This window comes from Shigella sp. SIG6, assembly GCF_053555815.1.
Window position 1 is genome coordinate 1 of record NZ_JBQZXC010000010.1, and the last position, 19,306, is coordinate 19,306.

Here is a 19,306-nt window from a genome sequence, read left to right on the forward strand (position 1 = left end):
GCGATGGGATTGATATTTATCTGCGGGAATTTATATTATGTTTCTGCAAAAATGTTTAAACTAAAATTTTTATTAAGGAAAGAGAGGATGTATGATTTTCAGAAAATATTTATATTCGTAATATAAATAAATTACCATTTGCTTAATTTGTCAAATGCTCTTGTATGTAAGACTTCACGCAACGTCTCCCCATCAGGAAACGCCAGCTCCGGTGCAATCTCAAACAGCGGCCACAGCATAAATCCACGATTCTTCATATCGTAGTGCGGAACGGTCAGGCGTTCGGTATTTATCACTTCATTACCAAACAGCATGATATCGAGATCCAGCGTGCGTGGTCCCCAGCGTTCAGCTTTACGAACACGACCCTGTTGCAGTTCTATGCGCTGTGTATGGTTGAGTAACTCTTCCGGGGCGGGCGAAGTTTCAAGCGCCACGGCGGCGTTGAGGTAATCGGGTTGATCTTGCGGCCCCAGCGGTGGGGTGCGGTAAAACGAAGAAACGGCAAGAATGCGGCTTTCAGGGATATCGCCTAATGCTTTCAGGGCAGCATTGACCTGCTCCAGCGGAGAGGCCAGATTGCTGCCTATGGCAATATACGCCACTGTCATGTGGTACCCTCACGACGCGGTGCGCGTTTGCGTGGACGACGAGTACGACGACGCGGTGACGGTTCTTCATCCAGCTCGTTAAGCATCCCTTTTTGATCTGGTGGTGCGGAAACCTGGAACTCACCCCACCATTTCACCAGACGCTGCAGTTCAGCATTACGTTCAACTTCAGCTCGCAAGGCCAACAGGTCATAAGCCGCACGGAACTTAGGATGCTCCAGCAGTTTCCATGCGCGTTTACCCTGACGACGGGACATACGCAACTGCAACTGCCAGATATCGCGGGTTAACGTCGTCAGACGTTTCGGGATTGCCAGTGAACGGCAGGCTTCGTCCAGCACGTCGTTCATCGCCAGCGCGAAAGCGTCGTGATAGGTCAGGCCGCTTTCCTGGGCGATCTTCTGTGCCGTCTCCAGCAGTGGGTACCAGAACATGGCGGCAAACAAGAACGCCGGGTTCACGCGCATATCGTTATGGATACGCGTATCGGTATTCTTCAGCACCTGTTCAATGATCCGCTCCATCGGGCTGTCGCCATTTTCCGTGAAGTAGCGGGTAATGGTCGGGAACAGCGGCTGGAACAGATGATATTCACACAACAGCTTATAGGTTTCGTAACCGTAGCCCGCTTGTAGCAGTTTAAGCGATTCTTCAAACAGGCGTGCCGGTGGGATATCGTTCAGCAGGGTAGCGAGGCGAGGGATCGGTTCTGCGGTTTCCGGGCTGATGCGCATACCCAATTTGGCGGCAAAACGTACCGCGCGCAGCATACGTACCGGATCTTCACGGTAGCGCGTTTCCGGGTTACCAATCAGACGGATAACGCCGTCCTTCAGATCCTTCATACCGCCAACGTAATCACGGACGGTAAAATCCGCTACGCTGTAATACAGGCTGTTGATAGTGAAATCGCGGCGCTGGGCGTCTTCTTCGATGGAGCCGAAAATGTTGTCGCGCAGCAACATGCCGTTTTGCCCGCGTTGGGAGGTCGTGCGGTCGCTGACGTTACCTTCGTGGTGTCCACGGAAGGTCGCAACTTCGATAATCTCCGGGCCAAACATTACATGAGCCAGACGGAAACGGCGACCCACCAGGCGGCAGTTACGGAACAGTTTGCGCACCTGCTCAGGCGTGGCGTTAGTGGTTACGTCAAAATCTTTCGGCTTTTTGCCAAGTAACAGGTCGCGCACGCCGCCGCCAACCAGCCAGGCTTCGTATCCCGCTTTGTTGAGCCTGTACATTACCTTCAGGGCATTTTCACTGATATCTTTGCGGGAAATAGCATGCTGCTCACGCGGGATCACCGTCACCTGTGGACGGGCGACTGCCTGTTCAGCCTCGCTTTCCTCGCGGCTTAGCACCTTGCGGCAAAAATTAGCGACTCGGGTAAAAATAGTACACCTCGGTAGTGTCAAACATCATTCAGGACAAAAAAATAGCGGCTAATCATAGCTCAGCATGACGCATTTGAGAATGTTGAATTTACAATTGCCGACTCGGGCACGGCGGTCAGCATCCAGTTTTTGACGGCTGACTGAAGGATTTGCTCGACGCTGAAATCCTGCCAGTGTGCTTCTGCCTGCTGCCCCAGAAATTGAAGTGCCGCGATTAGTACCGGGCGTGGATCGCCTTTCGGCAACGCAGGCGCATGATTCTGCTTGGAAAGTTTAGCGCCTTGTGGATTAAGCGCCAGCGGCAGATGAATGTAATCTGGCACTTTCCAGCCAAAAAGCTGGTACAGCGAGATTTGCCTTACTGTTGGTTCAATCAGATCAGCCCCACGCACTATTTCTGTAACGCCCTGGAAATGATCATCAACCACAACAGCCAGGTTGTAGGCGAACAACCCATCACGGCGATGAATGATAAAATCTTCCCGTGCCAGTTTTTCGTCGGCGTGAATAATGCCTCGCAGCAGGTCAGTAAATTGCGTGACCGGATGCTGCTGGCGGATACGCACTGCGGCGTTGTCTGGTCCATGATGCAACACCCGGCAATGACCGTCGTAAATACCGCCAATGCTTTGAATACGCGCACGCGTACAGGTGCAGTAATAACTTAGTCCTTGTTCATGTAACCAGGCGAGTGCTTCACGATAGGCGTCGTGACGTTGCGATTGCCAGAGAACATCGCCGTCCCAGTGCAGACCGTAATGTTCCAGCTGGCGCAGGATAGTTTCTGCGGCACCGGGAACTTCACGAGGCGGGTCGATATCTTCTATGCGCACCAGCCAGCGACCTTGCCGGACGCGAGCCTGCAAATAGCTGCCGAGCGCGGCGATCAGAGAGCCAAAATGAAGCTCGCCGGAAGGAGAGGGGGCGAAGCGGCCAATATACTGTGTGTCTGTCATCTCTTTGAACAAAAAATAAGGCGGGAGCATTTCCCGCCTGTGGTAAACGTGATGGAACGGCTGTAATTAGCCAGCCATCTGTTTTTCGCGAATTTCAGCCAGCGTTTTGCAGTCGATGCACAGATCGGCTGTCGGGCGCGCTTCCAGACGGCGAATACCAATTTCAACACCGCAGGATTCGCAGTAGCCGAAATCTTCGTCTTCCACTTTTTTCAGCGTCTTCTCGATCTTTTTGATCAGCTTACGCTCGCGATCGCGGTTACGCAGTTCGAGGCTGAACTCTTCTTCCTGGGCTGCACGGTCTACCGGGTCCGGGAAGTTGGCTGCTTCATCCTGCATATGTGTAACGGTGCGATCGACTTCATCCCTGAGTTGATTACGCCATGCTTCCAGAATACGACGGAAGTGCGCCAGCTGGGCTTCATTCATATACTCTTCGCCCGGCTTCTCCTGATATGGTTCCACCCCAGCGATGGCGAGAATACTCAGGGACGATGTTTTACGGTTTTGCCCTTCTTGCATGTTGCTTCTCCTTAACACGCACTATCGATCCCCATGTTCGGGGGAAAAATGAGGCCGCTATAAATAGCAGATGCTTTTCCGGATAGCAATTATCTAAACGTAACACTTGACAACTGTGTGAGGAAAAGCGTATTTGCGCACGCGACCAGAATGTAAATTAACCAGTTACTTACTTTACTACAATGTAACCGGCAGTGATTTTTTAAGAGCCATGCCTTCAGCAGAAATTTCCGCTTTGTAAGCCAGAATTTCTACCCCCCTCTGTTGAGCTTCTGACAATAGTTGCGCGTATTTCTCATCGATGTGGCGCGCGGGTGAAAACCGTGTAATGGCTGAATGCAGCACGGCGAAAAAGATAACCGCACGCTGGCCTTCAGCCGCTACGCTCATCAACTCCCGAAGGTGTTTCTGACCTCGTTCAGTGACCGCATCGGGAAAATATCCCTGTTCGTTCTCCGCTAACGTAACCGATTTCACTTCAATATAGCAGTCTGGACGCGAATCCGCCTGCAACATAAAGTCAATACGGCTGCGTTCGGAGCCGTATTTTACTTCGCTTTTCAGCGAGCTATAGCCTGACAGTTCTGAAATTGATTCATTAAGGATAGCCTCTTTCGTCAACCTGTTAGCCCAAAGCGTATTGACGCAAATAAATGCGCCGCTCTGGCTTTGAGTTAATTCCCAGGTGTGTGGGTATTTCCGTTTGGTGTTGTCTGAAGTCGAATACCAGACGGTATCGCCAGGCGTTGCACAACCGGTCATCGCACCCGTATTCGGGCAGTGTAGCGTTAATTCGCGACCATCGGGTGTGATCACATCGGCTAAAAAACGTTTGTAACGCTGAATTAGCGTCGCGCGCTGTAGAGGGGGAGAAAATTCCATTGCGACAATCCTTGTTATTGCGTTAGCGCCCAGCGTTTTAGCGGCGTGTAGCGTGTGCGTCCACGGGCAAACGAGGAGGCGTAAAGGGTGAACTCCGTCACCGCATAAGACCAGTTAAAACCCGGCGGCGGGAATGTCACCGCCTCGCTGGCGTCGCGCAATAAGGTAATATGTGGATGAAACGGACGATTGCTTTGAAAACAACCGCTGCGGGCAGCCTGTGAACGGAGCATATTCGCCAGCTGGATTAAGCCGCGTGGAGGCTGACGCATCCCTAACCACACCACAAGCGAACGCAGCCATTGTCCGGCGTCATCAAGCGTGAGTGTGAAACCAGGTTGACGAATCCGTCCGGCTAAAAGAGAAAGCGCCTTCTCTTTCTCTGCGCTCACTTCGCCTAAAAATGCCAGAGTCAGATGCAAATTATCGGCGGCGACCGGACGTCCCGCCTCAGGTGGGAAGTGTGTGGCGCGCCAATGGATAATCTGTTCGCGGATTTCTGCAGGTAAGTCGATAGCAAAGAACAGACGTTGCGGTTCAGACATGTGAGGCACTCGGTTATGAATTACCGCGATGCTACAATGTGGCGCGAAGAATGTTAACCCTCTGGAGCGTTTTGTGTCGTCGTTGCCCGTTGCTGCCGTCTTACCTGAATTACTTACCGCTCTCGATTGTGCGCCGCAGGTATTATTAAGTGCGCCGACCGGGGCCGGGAAATCAACCTGGCTGCCGCTGCAACTGCTGGCGCATCCCGGCATTAACGGGAAAATTATCCTGCTGGAGCCGCGTCGTCTGGCGGCGCGTAACGTCGCGCAACGGCTGGCGGAGCTGCTTAACGAAAAGCTAGGCGATACCGTTGGCTACCGGATGCGTGCGCAAAACTGCGTCGGGCCGAATACCCGCCTGGAAGTGGTTACCGAAGGCGTGCTGACGCGGATGATCCAGCGTGACCCGGAACTGAGCGGTGTTGGATTGGTGATCCTTGATGAGTTTCATGAGCGCAGTTTGCAGGCGGATTTGGCGTTGGCGCTGTTACTCGATGTGCAACAAGGTCTGCGTGATGACCTTAAACTGCTGATTATGTCGGCTACGCTGGACAATGACCGCTTGCAGCAAATGCTGCCGGAAGCGCCCGTCGTCATCTCAGAAGGGCGCTCGTTTCCGGTTGAACGCCGTTATTTACCGCTGCCCGCGCATCAGCGTTTTGACGAAGCCGTTGCGGTAGCCACCGCCGAAATGGTGCGTCAGGAAAGTGGATCATTACTGTTATTTTTACCTGGCGTCGGAGAAATTCAGCGCGTGCAGGAACAACTGGCTTCGCGCATCGGCAGTGATGTGGTGCTCTGCCCGCTGTATGGCGCGTTGTCACTGAACGATCAGCGAAAAGCGATCCTCCCGGCACCGCAAGGGATGCGCAAAGTGGTGCTGGCGACCAATATTGCTGAAACCAGTTTAACCATCGAAGGTATTCGTCTGGTGGTGGATTGTGCCCAGGAGCGTGTGGCGCGCTTTGATCCGCGCACGGGGCTTACGCGGTTGATTACTCAACGCGTTAGTCAGGCATCCATGACGCAGCGTGCCGGGCGCGCCGGGCGTCTGGAGCCGGGTATCAGCCTGCATTTAATCGCCAAAGAACAAGCAGAACGCGCCGCGGCGCAAAGTGAGCCGGAGATCTTACAAAGCGATCTTTCCGGTTTGCTGATGGAATTACTGCAATGGGGATGCAGCGATCCGGCGCAGATGAGCTGGCTGGATCAACCGCCAACGGTGAATCTACTGGCCGCGAAACGCCTGTTACAAATGCTGGGGGCGCTGGAGGGTGAACGGCTTAGTGCGCAAGGGCAAAAAATGGCAGCGCTGGGTAACGATCCGCGTTTAGCGGCAATGCTGGTTAACGCAAAGAGCGATGACGAAGCTGCTACCGCGGCAAAAATTGCCGCCATTCTCGAAGAGCCGCCACGGATGGGCAATAGTGACCTGGGCGTGGCGTTTTCGCGCAATCAACCAGCCTGGCAGCAACGTAGTCAGCAACTGTTAAAACGCTTAAACGTACGCGGCGGTGAGGCAGACAGTTCGCTTATCGCGCCGCTACTTGCCGGGGCGTTTGCCGATCGCATTGCTCATCGCCGTGGGCAAGATGGACGCTATCAACTGGCAAACGGCATGGGAGCGATGCTCGATGCCGACGACGCGCTAAGCCGCCACGAATGGTTGATCGCACCGTTATTATTGCAGGGCAGCGCCTCGCCGGATGCGCGGATTTTACTGGCGCTACCGGTCGATATTGATGAATTAGTACAACGCTGTCCGCAGCTGGTGCAGCAATCTGACACCGTGGAATGGGATGACGCGCAAGGTACGCTGAAAGCCTGGCGTCGGCTACAAATCGGTCAGTTGACGGTGAAAGTGCAGCCGCTGGCGAAACCGTCAGAAGACGAGTTGCATCAGGCGATGCTTAATGGCATCCGTGATAAAGGTTTAAGCGTGCTCAACTGGACGGCGGAAGCGGAACAGCTACGCTTGCGTTTGTTATGCGCCGCAAAGTGGTTGCCGGAATATGACTGGCCAGCGGTTGATGATGAAAGTTTGTTGGCGACGCTGGAAACGTGGCTGCTGCCACATATGACCGGCGTACATTCACTACGCGGCCTGAAATCACTCGACATTTATCAGGCACTACGCGGATTACTTGATTGGGGAATGCAGCAACGTCTGGATAGTGAATTGCCTGCGCATTACACTGTGCCGACGGGAAGCCGGATCGCCATTCGTTATCATGAAGATAACCCGCCCGCGCTGGCGGTGAGAATGCAGGAGATGTTTGGTGAGGCCACTAATCCGACGATCGCCCAGGGGCGCGTGCCGCTGGTGCTGAAGTTGCTTTCCCCTGCCCAAAGGCCGCTGCAAATCACGCGTGATTTGGGGGCCTTCTGGAAAGGGGCGTATCGTGAGGTGCAAAAGGAGATGAAAGGGCGTTATCCCAAACACGTCTGGCCGGACGACCCGGCAAACACGGCACCGACGCGACGGACGAAAAAGTATTCGTAAGGTTGGTTTTCTCCCTCTCCCTGTGGGAGAGGGCCGGGGTGAGGGCATCAGCGCGCACGTTCACCCTCACCCTAATCCTCTCCCTCAAGGGAGAGGGGACCGATCGAGCACAAATTTTGAGAGATATCTTCTTCTGTCTTGTAACAGAAGAACAGAAAATCGGGCTTTTGCGCCTGAATATTGCGGAGAAAAAGCATGGCCGGGAATGACCGCGAGCCAATTGGACGCAAAGGGAAACCGACGCGTCCGGTCAAACAAAAGGTAAGCCGTCGTCGTTACGAAGATGACGATGATTACGACGATTATGATGACTATGAGGATGAAGAACCGATGCCGCGCAAAGGTAAGGGCAAAGGCAAAGGGCGTAAGCCTCGTGGCAAACGCGGCTGGCTATGGCTACTGCTAAAACTGGCTATCGTTTTTGCCGTGCTGATCGCCATTTACGGCGTTTATCTCGATCAAAAAATTCGTAGCCGTATTGATGGCAAGGTCTGGCAACTGCCCGCGGCAGTTTATGGCCGAATGGTCAACCTTGAACCAGATATGACCATCAGCAAGAACGAAATGGTGAAGCTGCTGGAGGCAACACAGTATCGTCAGGTGTCGAAAATGACCCGTCCTGGCGAATTTACCGTGCAGGCCAACAGCATTGAGATGATCCGCCGTCCGTTTGATTTCCCGGACAGTAAAGAAGGGCAGGTGCGTGCGCGTCTGACCTTTGATGGTGATCATCTGGCGACCATCGTCAATATGGAGAACAACCGTCAGTTCGGTTTCTTCCGTCTTGATCCGCGTCTGATCACCATGATCTCCTCGCCAAACGGTGAGCAGCGTTTGTTTGTGCCGCGCAGTGGTTTCCCTGATTTGCTGGTGGATACTTTGCTGGCGACAGAAGACCGTCATTTTTACGAGCATGATGGAATCAGTCTCTACTCCATTGGGCGTGCGGTGCTGGCAAACCTGACCGCAGGTCGCACGGTGCAGGGTGCGAGTACGCTGACGCAACAGCTGGTGAAAAACCTGTTCCTCTCCAGCGAGCGTTCTTACTGGCGTAAAGCGAACGAAGCTTACATGGCGCTGATCATGGACGCGCGTTACAGCAAAGACCGTATTCTTGAGCTGTATATGAACGAGGTGTATCTCGGTCAGAGCGGCGACAACGAAATCCGCGGCTTCCCGCTGGCAAGCTTGTATTACTTTGGTCGCCCGGTAGAAGAGCTAAGCCTCGACCAGCAGGCGCTGTTAGTCGGTATGGTGAAAGGGGCGTCCATCTACAACCCGTGGCGTAACCCGAAACTGGCGCTGGAGCGACGTAATCTGGTGCTGCGTCTGCTGCAACAGCAACAGATTATTGATCAAGAACTCTATGACATGTTGAGTGCCCGTCCGCTGGGGGTTCAGCCGCGTGGTGGGGTGATCTCTCCTCAGCCAGCCTTTATGCAGCTGGTGCGTCAGGAGTTGCAGGCAAAACTGGGCGATAAGGTAAAAGATCTCTCCGGCGTGAAGATCTTCACTACCTTTGACTCGGTGGCCCAGGACGCGGCAGAAAAAGCCGCCGTGGAAGGCATTCCGGCACTGAAGAAACAGCGTAAGTTGAGCGATCTTGAAACTGCGATTGTGGTCGTCGACCGCTTTAGTGGTGAAGTTCGTGCGATGGTCGGAGGTTCTGAGCCGCAGTTTGCGGGCTACAACCGTGCGATGCAGGCGCGTCGTTCGATTGGTTCCCTTGCAAAACCAGCGACTTATCTGACGGCTTTAAGCCAGCCGAAAATCTATCGCCTGAACACGTGGATTGCCGATGCGCCAATCGCGCTGCGTCAGCCGAATGGCCAGGTCTGGTCACCGCAGAACGATGACCGTCGTTATAGCGAAAGCGGCAGAGTGATGCTGGTGGATGCGTTGACACGTTCGATGAACGTGCCGACGGTAAATCTGGGGATGGCGCTGGGGCTGCCTGCGGTTACGGAGACCTGGATCAAACTGGGCGTACCGAAAGATCAGTTGCATCCGGTTCCGGCAATGCTGCTGGGGGCGTTGAACTTAACGCCAATCGAAGTGGCGCAGGCATTCCAGACCATCGCCAGCGGTGGTAACCGTGCACCGCTTTCTGCACTGCGTTCGGTAATCGCGGAAGATGGTAAGGTGCTGTATCAGAGCTTCCCGCAGGCAGAACGCGCTGTTCCGGCGCAGGCGGCGTATCTGACACTATGGACCATGCAGCAGGTGGTACAACGTGGTACGGGTCGTCAGCTTGGGGCGAAATACCCGAACCTGCATCTGGCAGGGAAAACAGGGACTACCAACAATAACGTAGATACCTGGTTTGCAGGCATTGACGGCAGCACGGTGACCATCACCTGGGTAGGCCGTGATAACAACCAGCCGACCAAACTGTATGGAGCCAGCGGGGCAATGTCGATTTATCAGCGTTATCTGGCTAACCAGACGCCAACGCCGCTGAATCTTGTTCCGCCAGAAGATATTGCAGATATGGGCGTGGACTACGACGGCAACTTTGTTTGCAGCGGTGGCATGCGTGTCTTGCCGGTCTGGACCAGCGATCCGCAATCGCTGTGCCAGCAGAGCGAGATGCAGCAGCAGCCGTCAGGCAATCCGTTTGATCAGTCTTCTCAGCCGCAGCAACAGCCGCAACAGCCGCAACAGCAACCTGCTCAGCAAGAGCAGAAAGACAGCGACGGTGTAGCCGGTTGGATCAAGGATATGTTTGGTAGTAATTAACATCTAAGCGTGAAATACCGGATGGCGAGTTGCCATCCGGTAAAATAACATCCCATCTAAGATATTAACCCTTTCTTTTCATCTGGTTGTTTATTAACCCTTCAGGAACGCTCAGATTGCGTACCGCTTGCGAACCCGCCAGCGTTTCGAATATTATCTTATCTTTATAATAATCATTCTCGTTTACGTTATCATTCACTTTACATCAGAGATATACCAATGGCGCGTTCCAAAACTGCTCAGCCAAAACACTCACTGCGTAAAATCGCAGTTGTAGTAGCCACAGCGGTTAGCGGCATGTCTGTTTATGCACAGGCAGCGGTTGAACCGAAAGAAGACACTATCACCGTTACCGCTGCACCTGCGCCGCAAGAAAGCGCATGGGGGCCTGCTGCAACTATTGCGGCGCGGCAGTCAGCTACCGGCACTAAAACCGATACGCCGATTCAAAAAGTGCCACAGTCTATTTCTGTTGTGACCGCCGAAGAGATGGCGCTGCATCAGCCGAAGTCGGTAAAAGAAGCGCTTAGCTACACGCCGGGTGTCTCTGTTGGTACGCGTGGCGCATCCAACACCTATGACCACCTGATCATTCGCGGTTTTGCGGCAGAAGGCCAAAGCCAAAATAACTATCTGAATGGCCTGAAGTTGCAGGGCAACTTCTATAACGATGCGGTCATTGACCCGTATATGCTGGAACGCGCTGAAATTATGCGTGGCCCGGTTTCCGTGCTTTACGGTAAAAGCAGTCCTGGCGGTCTGTTGAATATGGTCAGCAAGCGTCCGACCACCGAACCGCTGAAAGAAGTTCAGTTTAAAGCCGGTACTGACAGCCTGTTCCAGACTGGTTTTGACTTTAGCGATGCGTTGGATGATGACGGTGTTTACTCTTATCGCCTGACCGGTCTTGCGCGTTCTGCCAATGCCCAGCAGAAAGGGTCAGAAGAGCAGCGTTATGCTATTGCACCGGCGTTCACCTGGCGTCCGGATGATAAAACCAATTTCACCTTCCTTTCTTACTTCCAGAACGAGCCGGAAACCGGTTATTACGGCTGGTTGCCGAAAGAGGGAACCGTTGAGCCGCTGCCGAACGGTAAGCGTCTGCCGACAGACTTTAATGAAGGGGCGAAGAACAACACCTATTCTCGTAATGAGAAGATGGTCGGCTACAGCTTCGATCACGAATTTAACGACACCTTTACTGTGCGTCAGAACCTGCGCTTTGCTGAAAACAAAACCTCGCAAAACAGCGTTTATGGTTACGGCGTCTGCTCCGATCCGGCGAATGCTTACAGCAAACAGTGTGCGGCATTAGCGCCAGCGGATAAAGGCCATTATCTGGCACGTAAATACGTCGTTGATGATGAGAAGCTGCAAAACTTCTCCGTTGATACCCAGTTGCAGAGCAAGTTTGCCACTGGCGATATCGACCACACCCTGCTGACCGGTGTCGACTTTATGCGTATGCGTAATGACATCAACGCCTGGTTTGGTTACGACGACTCTGTGCCACTGCTCAATCTGTACAATCCGGTGAATACCGATTTCGACTTCAATGCCAAAGATCCGGCAAACTCCGGCCCTTACCGCATTCTGAATAAACAGAAACAAACGGGCGTTTATGTTCAGGATCAGGCGCAGTGGGATAAAGTGCTGGTCACCCTAGGCGGTCGTTATGACTGGGCAGATCAAGAATCTCTTAACCGCGTTGCTGGGACGACCGATAAACGTGATGACAAACAGTTTACCTGGCGTGGTGCTGTTAACTACCTGTTTGATAATGGTGTAACACCTTACTTCAGCTATAGCGAATCGTTTGAACCTTCTTCGCAAGTTGGGAAGGATGGTAATATTTTCGCACCGTCTAAAGGTAAGCAGTATGAAGTCGGCGTGAAATATGTACCGGAAGATCGTCCGATTGTAGTTACTGGTGCCGTGTATAATCTCACTAAAACCAACAACCTGATGGCGGACCCTGAGGGTTCCTTCTTCTCGGTTGAAGGTGGCGAGATCCGCGCACGTGGCGTAGAAATCGAAGCGAAAGCGGCGCTGTCGGCGAGTGTTAACGTAGTCGGTTCTTATACTTACACCGATGCGGAATACACCACCGATACTACCTATAAAGGCAATACGCCTGCACAGGTGCCAAAACACATGGCTTCGCTGTGGGCTGACTATACCTTCTTTGACGGTCCGCTTTCAGGTCTGACGCTGGGCACCGGTGGTCGTTATACTGGCTCCAGCTATGGTGATCCGGCTAACTCCTTTAAAGTGGGAAGTTATACGGTCGTGGATGCGTTAGTGCGTTATGATCTGGCGCGAGTCGGCATGGCGGGCTCCAACGTGGCGCTGCATGTTAACAACCTGTTCGATCGTGAATACGTCGCCAGCTGCTTTAACACTTATGGCTGCTTCTGGGGCGCAGAACGTCAGGTCGTTGCAACCGCAACCTTTCGTTTCTAATTTCTCTTTTGGGGCACGGATTTCCGTGCCCATTTCACAAGTTGGCTGTTATGCAGGAATACACGAATCATTCCGATACCACTTTTGCACTGCGTAATATCTCCTTTCGTGTGCCTGGGCGCACGCTTTTGCATCCGCTGTCGTTAACCTTTCCTGCCGGGAAAGTGACCGGTCTGATTGGTCACAACGGTTCTGGTAAATCCACTCTGCTCAAAATGCTTGGTCGTCATCAGCCTCCGTCAGAAGGGGAGATTCTTCTTGATGCCCAGCCGCTGGAAAGCTGGAGCAGCAAAGCGTTTGCCCGCAAAGTGGCTTATTTGCCGCAGCAGCTTCCTCCGGCAGAAGGGATGACCGTGCGTGAACTGGTGGCGATTGGTCGTTACCCGTGGCATGGCGCGCTGGGGCGCTTTGGTGCGGCAGATCGCGAAAAGGTCGAGGAAGCTATCTCGCTGGTTGGCTTAAAACCGCTGGCGCATCGGCTGGTCGATAGTCTCTCTGGCGGCGAACGTCAGCGGGCGTGGATCGCCATGCTGGTGGCGCAGGATAGCCGTTGTCTGTTGCTCGACGAACCGACTTCGGCGCTGGATATCGCCCACCAGGTTGATGTGCTGGCGCTGGTGCACCGTTTAAGTCAGGAACGTGGCCTGACGGTCATTGCCGTGTTGCACGATATCAATATGGCGGCACGCTACTGTGATTATCTGGTCGCCCTGCGCAGTGGTGAAATGATTGCTCAGGGAACGCCTGCGGAAATTATGCGTGGCGAAACCCTCGAAATGATTTATGGCATCCCGATGGGTATTTTGCCGCATCCGGCGGGTGCTGCACCTGTGAGTTTTGTTTATTGATGAGCGGCTTACCTCTTATTTCGCGCCGTCGACTGTTAACGGCGATGGCGCTTTCTCCGTTGTTATGGCAGATGAATACCGCCCACGCGGCGGCTATTGACCCCAATCGTATTGTGGCGCTGGAGTGGTTGCCGGTGGAATTACTGCTGGCGCTCGGCATCGTGCCTTACGGCGTGGCGGATACCATCAACTATCGCCTGTGGGTCAGCGAACCACCATTGCCGGACTCAGTGATTGACGTCGGTTTGCGTACAGAACCTAACCTTGAACTGCTGACCGAAATGAAACCGTCGTTTATGGTCTGGTCGGCAGGATATGGCCCTTCATCAGAAATGCTGGCACGTATTGCGCCGGGTCGCGGATTTAACTTCAGTGACGGCAAACATCCGTTGGCGATGGCGCGTAAATCGCTGACGGAAATGGCAGATTTACTTAACCTGCAAAGCGCAGCGGAAACGCATTTAGCGCAATACGAAGACTTTATCCGCAGCATGAAACCCCGCTTTGTGAAGCGTGGTGCACGCCCGTTACTGCTGACGACGCTTATCGATCCGCGCCATATGCTGGTCTTCGGTCCAAACAGCTTGTTCCAGGAAATTCTCGATGAGTACGGCATCCCAAATGCCTGGCAAGGGGAAACCAACTTCTGGGGCAGTACCGCCGTCAGTATCGATCGTCTGGCAGCGTATAAAGACGTTGATGTGCTCTGTTTTGATCACGACAACAGCAAAGACATGGATGCGCTAATGGCAACCCCGCTGTGGCAGGCCATGCCGTTTGTCCGTACAGGGCGCTTTCAGCGCGTACCCGCAGTCTGGTTTTATGGTGCAACGCTTTCGGCAATGCACTTTGTGCGTGTTCTGGATAACGCCATCGGAGGTAAAGCGTGAGTAAACGAATTGCGCTTTTCCCGGCGTTATTGCTGGCGCTGTTAGTGATTGTCGCTACGGCGCTCACCTGGATGAACTTCTCACAGGCGCTGCCGCGCAGTCAGTGGGCGCAGGCCGCCTGGTCGCCGGATATTGACGTCATCGAGCAGATGATTTTTCACTACAGCTTGTTGCCGCGTCTGGCGATTTCGCTGCTGGTGGGCGCGGGCCTGGGGCTGGTGGGCGTGCTGTTTCAGCAAGTACTGCGTAACCCGCTGGCGGAACCGACGACGTTGGGCGTTGCAACAGGCGCGCAACTGGGGATTACCGTCACCACGCTCTGGGCGATCCCTAGCGCGATGGCGAGCCAGTTTGCTGCGCTGGCAGGGGCTTGCGTTGTTGGCTTAATTGTCTTTGGCGTCGCGTGGGGGAAACGGCTGTCGCCGGTAACGCTGATTCTCGCGGGGTTGGTAGTGAGCCTTTATTGCGGCGCAATCAATCAGTTACTGGTTATCTTCCATCATGACCAGTTGCAAAGCATGTTTCTGTGGAGCACTGGAACGCTGACGCAAACCGACTGGGGCGGTGTTGAGCGTTTATGGCCGCAGTTGCTGGGCGGTGTGATGCTGACGTTGCTGCTACTTCGTCCGTTAACCCTGATGGGGCTTGATGATGGCGTGGCGCGCAATCTCGGGCTGGCCTTGTCGCTTGCGCGTCTGGCGGCGCTGTCGCTGGCGATTGTCATCAGTGCGCTGCTGGTGAACGCTGTGGGGATTATCGGCTTTATCGGGTTGTTCGCGCCGCTGCTGGCAAAAATGCTGGGGGCGCGGCGTCTGCTGCCACGACTGATGCTGGCGTCGTTGATTGGTGCGCTGATCCTCTGGCTTTCCGATCAAATCATCCTCTGGCTGACTCGCGTGTGGATGGAAGTGTCCACCGGTTCGGTCACTGCGTTGATCGGTGCGCCGCTGCTACTGTGGCTGCTGCCGCGTTTACGCAGCATTAGCGCACCGGATATGAAGGTTAACGATCGTGTCGCGACTGAACGCCAACATGTGCTGGCGTTTGCCCTCGCGGGCGGCGTGCTGTTGTTGATGGCTGTGGTGGTGGCGCTGTCGTTTGGTCGTGATGCGCACGGCTGGACGTGGGCGAGCGGGGCGTTGCTCGAGGATTTAATGCCCTGGCGCTGGCCGCGAATTATGGCGGCGCTGTTTGCGGGCGTCATGCTGGCGGTAGCGGGCTGTATTATTCAGCGACTGACCGGCAACCCGATGGCAAGCCCGGAAGTGCTGGGGATTAGCTCCGGCGCGGCGTTTGGTGTGGTGTTAATGCTGTTTCTGGTACCGGGTAATGCCTTTGGCTGGCTGTTACCCGCAGGCAGTCTCGGGGCGGCGGTGACGCTGTTGATCATTATGATCGCCGCCGGACGCGGTGGATTTTCCCCACACCGCATGTTACTGGCGGGGATGGCGTTAAGTACCGCGTTCACCATGCTTTTGATGATGTTGCAGGCAAGTGGTGACCCGCGAATGGCGCAAGTGCTGACCTGGATTTCCGGTTCGACCTACAACGCGACCGATGCTCAGGTCTGGCGCACCGGAATTGTGATGGTGATTTTGCTGGCGATTACTCCGCTGTGCCGCCGCTGGCTGACCATTTTACCGCTGGGTGGTGATACCGCGCGGGCGGTAGGGATGGCGCTGACGCCGACGCGAATTGCGCTGCTGCTGTTAGCGGCTTGCCTGACGGCGACCGCGACGATGACTATTGGACCGTTGAGTTTTGTTGGTTTAATGGCACCGCATATTGCGCGGATGATGGGCTTTCGACGGACGATGCCACACATCGTAATTTCGGCGCTGGTGGGTGGTTTACTGCTGGTGTTCGCTGACTGGTGTGGGCGGATGGTGCTGTTTCCATTCCAGATCCCGGCGGGGCTGCTGTCGACCTTTATCGGTGCGCCATATTTTATCTATTTGCTGAGAAAGCAGAGCCGTTAATAGAATGCCTCGCCCGGTGGGCGAGGCAAAATTATCACAACTTCGCGAACACCCGACGTGCAGCATCGATAGTGTTATTGATATCTTCCATGCTGTGCGCCACAGACATAAAGCCCGCTTCAAACGCTGACGGTGCCAGGTAAACACCTTCATCCAGCATCATATGGAAGAAACGCTTAAAACGCTCGACGTCACAGGCCATCACATCCTGATAGCACGTCACGGACTCGGCGTCGGTAAAGAAGATACCGAACATACCACCGACGTGGTTAACGACCAGCGGAATTCCCGCTTCTTCTGCCGCTTCCAGCAGACCTTCTGCCAGACGTGTTGTCAGCTCATCCAGCGTTTCGTGAATGCCCGGCTGCGCGACTTCATTCAGACAGGCGAAACCCGCTGCCATCGCAATCGGGTTACCGGAAAGCGTACCCGCCTGATAGACCGGACCTGTCGGGGCCAGCGCATCCATTACATCACGACGACCACCGAATGCGCCTACCGGCATTCCACCGCCGATGATTTTTCCGAGGCAGGTTAAATCTGGCACTACGCCGAAATAATCCTGTGCGCCAGCTAGCGCTACGCGGAAACCGGTCATCACTTCATCGATGATCAGCAACGCGCCAAATTCGTCGCACAGCGCACGCAGACCTGGCAGGAACTCTGGCAGCGGCGGAACACAGTTCATATTGCCTGCCACCGGCTCGACGATAATACAGGCAATCTCTTGCGGGTATTGCTCAAACGCGGCGCGTACAGAGGCCAGATCGTTATAAGTACAGGTTAAGGTATGTTTGGCGAAATCTGCCGGAACGCCCGGCGAGTTTGGCTGGCCTAACGTGAGTGCGCCAGAACCGGCTTTCACCAGCAGGCAGTCAGCGTGACCGTGGTAACAACCTTCAAATTTAATGATTTTGTCGCGACCGGTAAAACCACGGGCCAGGCGGATGGCGCTCATCGTCGCCTCGGTGCCGGAGTTCACCATGCGCACCATATCCATGGTCGGGACCAGTTCGGTCACCAGTTGCGCCATTTTCACTTCCATTTCGGTCGGTGCACCAAAGCTTAAACCACGCTCGGCGGCTTCAATCACGGCATTGCGGATCGCCGGATGGTTATGGCCCAGCACCATCGGCCCCCAGGAACCGACATAATCGATATAGGCTTTGCCATCAACATCGTACAGATAAGCGCCGTCCGCTTTTTCGATAAACAGTGGAGTGCCGCCCACGCCAGTAAAGGCGCGAACAGGGGAGTTCACACCGCCAGGGATCAGCTCGCGCGCTGCGCTGTAAAGATTTTCAGACTTACTCATGGAGGGTTCCTGATTCGTAGAAAAAGTGAATGGCTGCTATTCTATGTTATTCATAACAAGTTAAATACTCGTCAAACATCAGGCTGCTTGTACTGGTGCAATCCTGATTTCTTAGAGTATAAAAGTTTTGTGCATTTGAAACATTACGCTTTGCAAAGGATTTTCATGGAACGTGCGAGTAAAATACCGTCATCTTATTTGTATGACCAATAAGTGATCATTGGATGAAAACTGATACTCCCTCTTTAGAAACACCGCAGGCCGCGCGCCTGCGACGCAGACAACTGATTCGCCAACTTCTTGAGCGCGATAAAACCCCGTTAGCCATTTTGTTTATGGCGGCAGTCGTCGGCACACTTGTCGGGCTGGCTGCGGTTGCTTTTGACAAAGGTGTCGCCTGGTTGCAGAACCAACGTATGGGGGCGCTGGTACATACTGCTGATAATTATCCGCTACTGTTAACCGTCGCTTTTCTCTGTTCGGCGGTGCTGGCGATGTTCGGCTACTTTTTGGTGCGCAAATACGCGCCCGAAGCAGGGGGATCGGGGATCCCGGAAATTGAAGGGGCGCTGGAAGATCAACGTCCTGTTCGCTGGTGGCGTGTATTGCCGGTGAAATTCTTTGGCGGGCTGGGGACACTCGGCGGAGGCATGGTGCTAGGGCGCGAAGGACCAACCGTGCAGATCGGCGGCAATATCGGTCGCATGGTGCTTGATATTTTCCGCCTGAAAGGTGATGAAGCTCGCCATACGCTGCTGGCAACCGGTGCTGCTGCGGGGCTGGCTGCGGCCTTTAACGCGCCGCTGGCGGGTATTTTGTTTATTATCGAAGAGATGCGTCCGCAGTTTCGCTATACGTTAATTTCGATTAAAGCGGTATTTATTGGCGTCATTATGTCGACCATTATGTACCGGATTTTTAATCATGAAGTTGCGTTGATTGACGTCGGTAAACTTTCTGATGCGCCGCTTAATACGCTGTGGCTTTATCTGATCCTCGGTATTATTTTTGGCATTTTCGGCCCTATTTTTAATAAATGGGTGCTGGGGATGCAGGATTTGCTGCACCGTGTGCACGGCGGCAATATTACCAAATGGGTACTGATGGGGGGTGCGATTGGCGGTCTGTGTGGATTGCTGGGGTTTGTGGCACCAGCAACGTCGGGCGGCGGTTTTAACCTGATTCCTATCGCTACCGCGGGGAATTTCAGCATGGGAATGCTGGTGTTTATCTTCGTCGCTCGGGTCATTACCACCTTACTCTGCTTCTCTTCCGGCGCGCCGGGCGGTATTTTTGCCCCGATGCTGGCGCTGGGTACTGTGCTGGGAACCGCTTTCGGAATGGTTGCCGTTGAGCTGTTTCCGCAATATCACCTGGAGGCGGGGACGTTTGCTATTGCCGGAATGGGGGCATTACTGGCGGCATCTATTCGCGCGCCGTCAACGGGGATCATTCTGGTTCTGGAGATGACCGATAACTACCAGCTCATTTTGCCAATGATTATTACCGGTCTTGGCGCAACACTATTAGCGCAATTTACCGGCGGGAAACCTCTATACTCGGCGATTCTTGCGCGCACGCTGGCAAAACAGGAAGCTGAGCTACTGGCGCGAAGCAAGGCCGCATCAGCCAGCGAGAATACTTGAACGAAATACCAGG

Annotated in this window: 15 protein-coding genes; 8 read left to right on the forward strand and 7 right to left on the reverse strand. The window is 54.1% G+C overall.

The genetic code is table 11. From position 1 onward, the window contains the following. Nucleotides 1-131: 131 nt before the first annotated feature. The 6 genes from folK to thpR form a co-directional block, all read right to left on the reverse strand. Nucleotides 132-611 (reverse strand): 2-amino-4-hydroxy-6-hydroxymethyldihydropteridine diphosphokinase, encoded by a 480-nt coding sequence (gene folK / locus ACUU1M_RS03150; RefSeq protein WP_000215147.1) that lies wholly within the window; start codon nucleotides 609-611, stop codon nucleotides 132-134. After that, nucleotides 608-2,005 (reverse strand): polynucleotide adenylyltransferase PcnB, encoded by a 1,398-nt coding sequence (pcnB, locus tag ACUU1M_RS03155; protein ID WP_203401281.1) that lies wholly within the window; start codon nucleotides 2,003-2,005, stop codon nucleotides 608-610. The genes folK and pcnB overlap by 4 nt, the downstream gene beginning before the upstream one ends. A gap of 59 nt (nucleotides 2,006-2,064) precedes the next feature. Then, nucleotides 2,065-2,961, reverse strand: coding sequence for a tRNA glutamyl-Q(34) synthetase GluQRS (gene gluQRS / locus ACUU1M_RS03160; protein WP_000132720.1), 897 nt, complete (start codon nucleotides 2,959-2,961; stop codon nucleotides 2,065-2,067). Nucleotides 2,962-3,027: 66 nt separating this feature from the next. Continuing rightward, nucleotides 3,028-3,483 (reverse strand): RNA polymerase-binding protein DksA, encoded by a 456-nt coding sequence (gene dksA, locus ACUU1M_RS03165; RefSeq protein ID WP_001155227.1) that lies wholly within the window; start codon nucleotides 3,481-3,483, stop codon nucleotides 3,028-3,030. A gap of 177 nt (nucleotides 3,484-3,660) precedes the next feature. Then, entirely contained in the window at nucleotides 3,661-4,365 is a 705-nt protein-coding gene (sfsA, locus tag ACUU1M_RS03170; protein ID WP_000396044.1) for a DNA/RNA nuclease SfsA, read from the reverse strand. Nucleotides 4,366-4,379: 14 nt separating this feature from the next. Next, nucleotides 4,380-4,910, reverse strand: coding sequence for an RNA 2',3'-cyclic phosphodiesterase (thpR, locus tag ACUU1M_RS03175; RefSeq protein WP_001294694.1), 531 nt, complete (start codon nucleotides 4,908-4,910; stop codon nucleotides 4,380-4,382). A 73-nt stretch (nucleotides 4,911-4,983) separates the two neighbouring features. Between thpR and hrpB the strand changes: the two genes are divergently transcribed. The 6 genes from hrpB to fhuB all read left to right on the forward strand — a co-directional run bounded on the left by hrpB (nucleotide 4,984) and on the right by fhuB (nucleotide 16,332). Next, nucleotides 4,984-7,413, forward strand: coding sequence for an ATP-dependent helicase HrpB (gene hrpB, locus ACUU1M_RS03180; RefSeq protein ID WP_005072644.1), 2,430 nt, complete (start codon nucleotides 4,984-4,986; stop codon nucleotides 7,411-7,413). Between the two features lie 195 nt (nucleotides 7,414-7,608). Continuing rightward, nucleotides 7,609-10,152, forward strand: coding sequence for a bifunctional glycosyl transferase/transpeptidase (gene mrcB, locus ACUU1M_RS03185; RefSeq protein WP_000918165.1), 2,544 nt, complete (start codon nucleotides 7,609-7,611; stop codon nucleotides 10,150-10,152). Nucleotides 10,153-10,371: 219 nt separating this feature from the next. Next, nucleotides 10,372-12,615 carry a ferrichrome porin FhuA gene (gene fhuA / locus ACUU1M_RS03190; protein WP_000124420.1) on the forward strand — a complete coding sequence of 748 codons (2,244 nt, stop codon included), beginning with the start codon at nucleotides 10,372-10,374 and terminating at the stop codon, nucleotides 12,613-12,615. A gap of 50 nt (nucleotides 12,616-12,665) precedes the next feature. Next, entirely contained in the window at nucleotides 12,666-13,463 is a 798-nt protein-coding gene (gene fhuC / locus ACUU1M_RS03195) for a Fe3+-hydroxamate ABC transporter ATP-binding protein FhuC (RefSeq protein WP_001158930.1), read from the forward strand. Then, nucleotides 13,463-14,353 (forward strand): Fe(3+)-hydroxamate ABC transporter substrate-binding protein FhuD, encoded by an 891-nt coding sequence (gene fhuD, locus ACUU1M_RS03200; protein WP_000015992.1) that lies wholly within the window; start codon nucleotides 13,463-13,465, stop codon nucleotides 14,351-14,353. Before fhuC ends, fhuD begins: the two co-directional genes overlap by 1 nt. Beyond that, a complete protein-coding gene (fhuB, locus tag ACUU1M_RS03205; RefSeq protein WP_000044076.1) occupies nucleotides 14,350-16,332 on the forward strand; it encodes a Fe(3+)-hydroxamate ABC transporter permease FhuB in 1,983 nt (660 codons plus the stop codon). Before fhuD ends, fhuB begins: the two co-directional genes overlap by 4 nt. 34 nt (nucleotides 16,333-16,366) lie before the next feature. Here fhuB and hemL read toward each other — a convergent pair whose 3' ends face one another. Next, the gene (hemL, locus tag ACUU1M_RS03210) at nucleotides 16,367-17,647 is read right to left on the reverse strand and encodes a glutamate-1-semialdehyde 2,1-aminomutase (RefSeq protein ID WP_000045282.1); all 1,281 of its coding nucleotides are present in this window, start codon (nucleotides 17,645-17,647) and stop codon (nucleotides 16,367-16,369) included. Nucleotides 17,648-17,812: 165 nt separating this feature from the next. Here hemL and ACUU1M_RS03215 point away from each other — a divergent pair, with 165 nt between their 5' ends. Together ACUU1M_RS03215 and clcA are read left to right on the forward strand one after the other, a co-directional pair. Next, nucleotides 17,813-17,860 (forward strand): hypothetical protein, encoded by a 48-nt coding sequence (locus tag ACUU1M_RS03215; protein ID WP_213078291.1) that lies wholly within the window; start codon nucleotides 17,813-17,815, stop codon nucleotides 17,858-17,860. An 11-nt stretch (nucleotides 17,861-17,871) separates the two neighbouring features. Then, complete coding sequence (gene clcA, locus ACUU1M_RS03220; protein WP_000845397.1) at nucleotides 17,872-19,293, forward strand: H(+)/Cl(-) exchange transporter ClcA; 1,422 nt, start codon at nucleotides 17,872-17,874, stop codon at nucleotides 19,291-19,293. The last annotated feature ends 13 nt before the right edge of the window (nucleotides 19,294-19,306 follow it).

What these genes read in the sequence shown, in the direction of transcription:
- mrcB (WP_000918165.1), top strand. Translation starts at nt 7,609, where the DNA reads ATGGCCGGGAATGACCGCGAGCCAATTGGACGCAAAGGGAAACCGACG.
- fhuD (WP_000015992.1), top strand. Translation starts at nt 13,463, where the DNA reads ATGAGCGGCTTACCTCTTATTTCGCGCCGTCGACTGTTAACGGCGATG.
- folK (WP_000215147.1), bottom strand. Translation starts at nt 611, where the DNA reads ATGACAGTGGCGTATATTGCCATAGGCAGCAATCTGGCCTCTCCGCTG.
- dksA (WP_001155227.1), bottom strand. Translation starts at nt 3,483, where the DNA reads ATGCAAGAAGGGCAAAACCGTAAAACATCGTCCCTGAGTATTCTCGCC.
- fhuC (WP_001158930.1), top strand. Translation starts at nt 12,666, where the DNA reads ATGCAGGAATACACGAATCATTCCGATACCACTTTTGCACTGCGTAAT.
- clcA (WP_000845397.1), top strand. Translation starts at nt 17,872, where the DNA reads ATGAAAACTGATACTCCCTCTTTAGAAACACCGCAGGCCGCGCGCCTG.
- fhuA (WP_000124420.1), top strand. Translation starts at nt 10,372, where the DNA reads ATGGCGCGTTCCAAAACTGCTCAGCCAAAACACTCACTGCGTAAAATC.
- gluQRS (WP_000132720.1), bottom strand. Translation starts at nt 2,961, where the DNA reads ATGACAGACACACAGTATATTGGCCGCTTCGCCCCCTCTCCTTCCGGC.
- thpR (WP_001294694.1), bottom strand. Translation starts at nt 4,910, where the DNA reads ATGTCTGAACCGCAACGTCTGTTCTTTGCTATCGACTTACCTGCAGAA.
- sfsA (WP_000396044.1), bottom strand. Translation starts at nt 4,365, where the DNA reads ATGGAATTTTCTCCCCCTCTACAGCGCGCGACGCTAATTCAGCGTTAC.
- hemL (WP_000045282.1), bottom strand. Translation starts at nt 17,647, where the DNA reads ATGAGTAAGTCTGAAAATCTTTACAGCGCAGCGCGCGAGCTGATCCCT.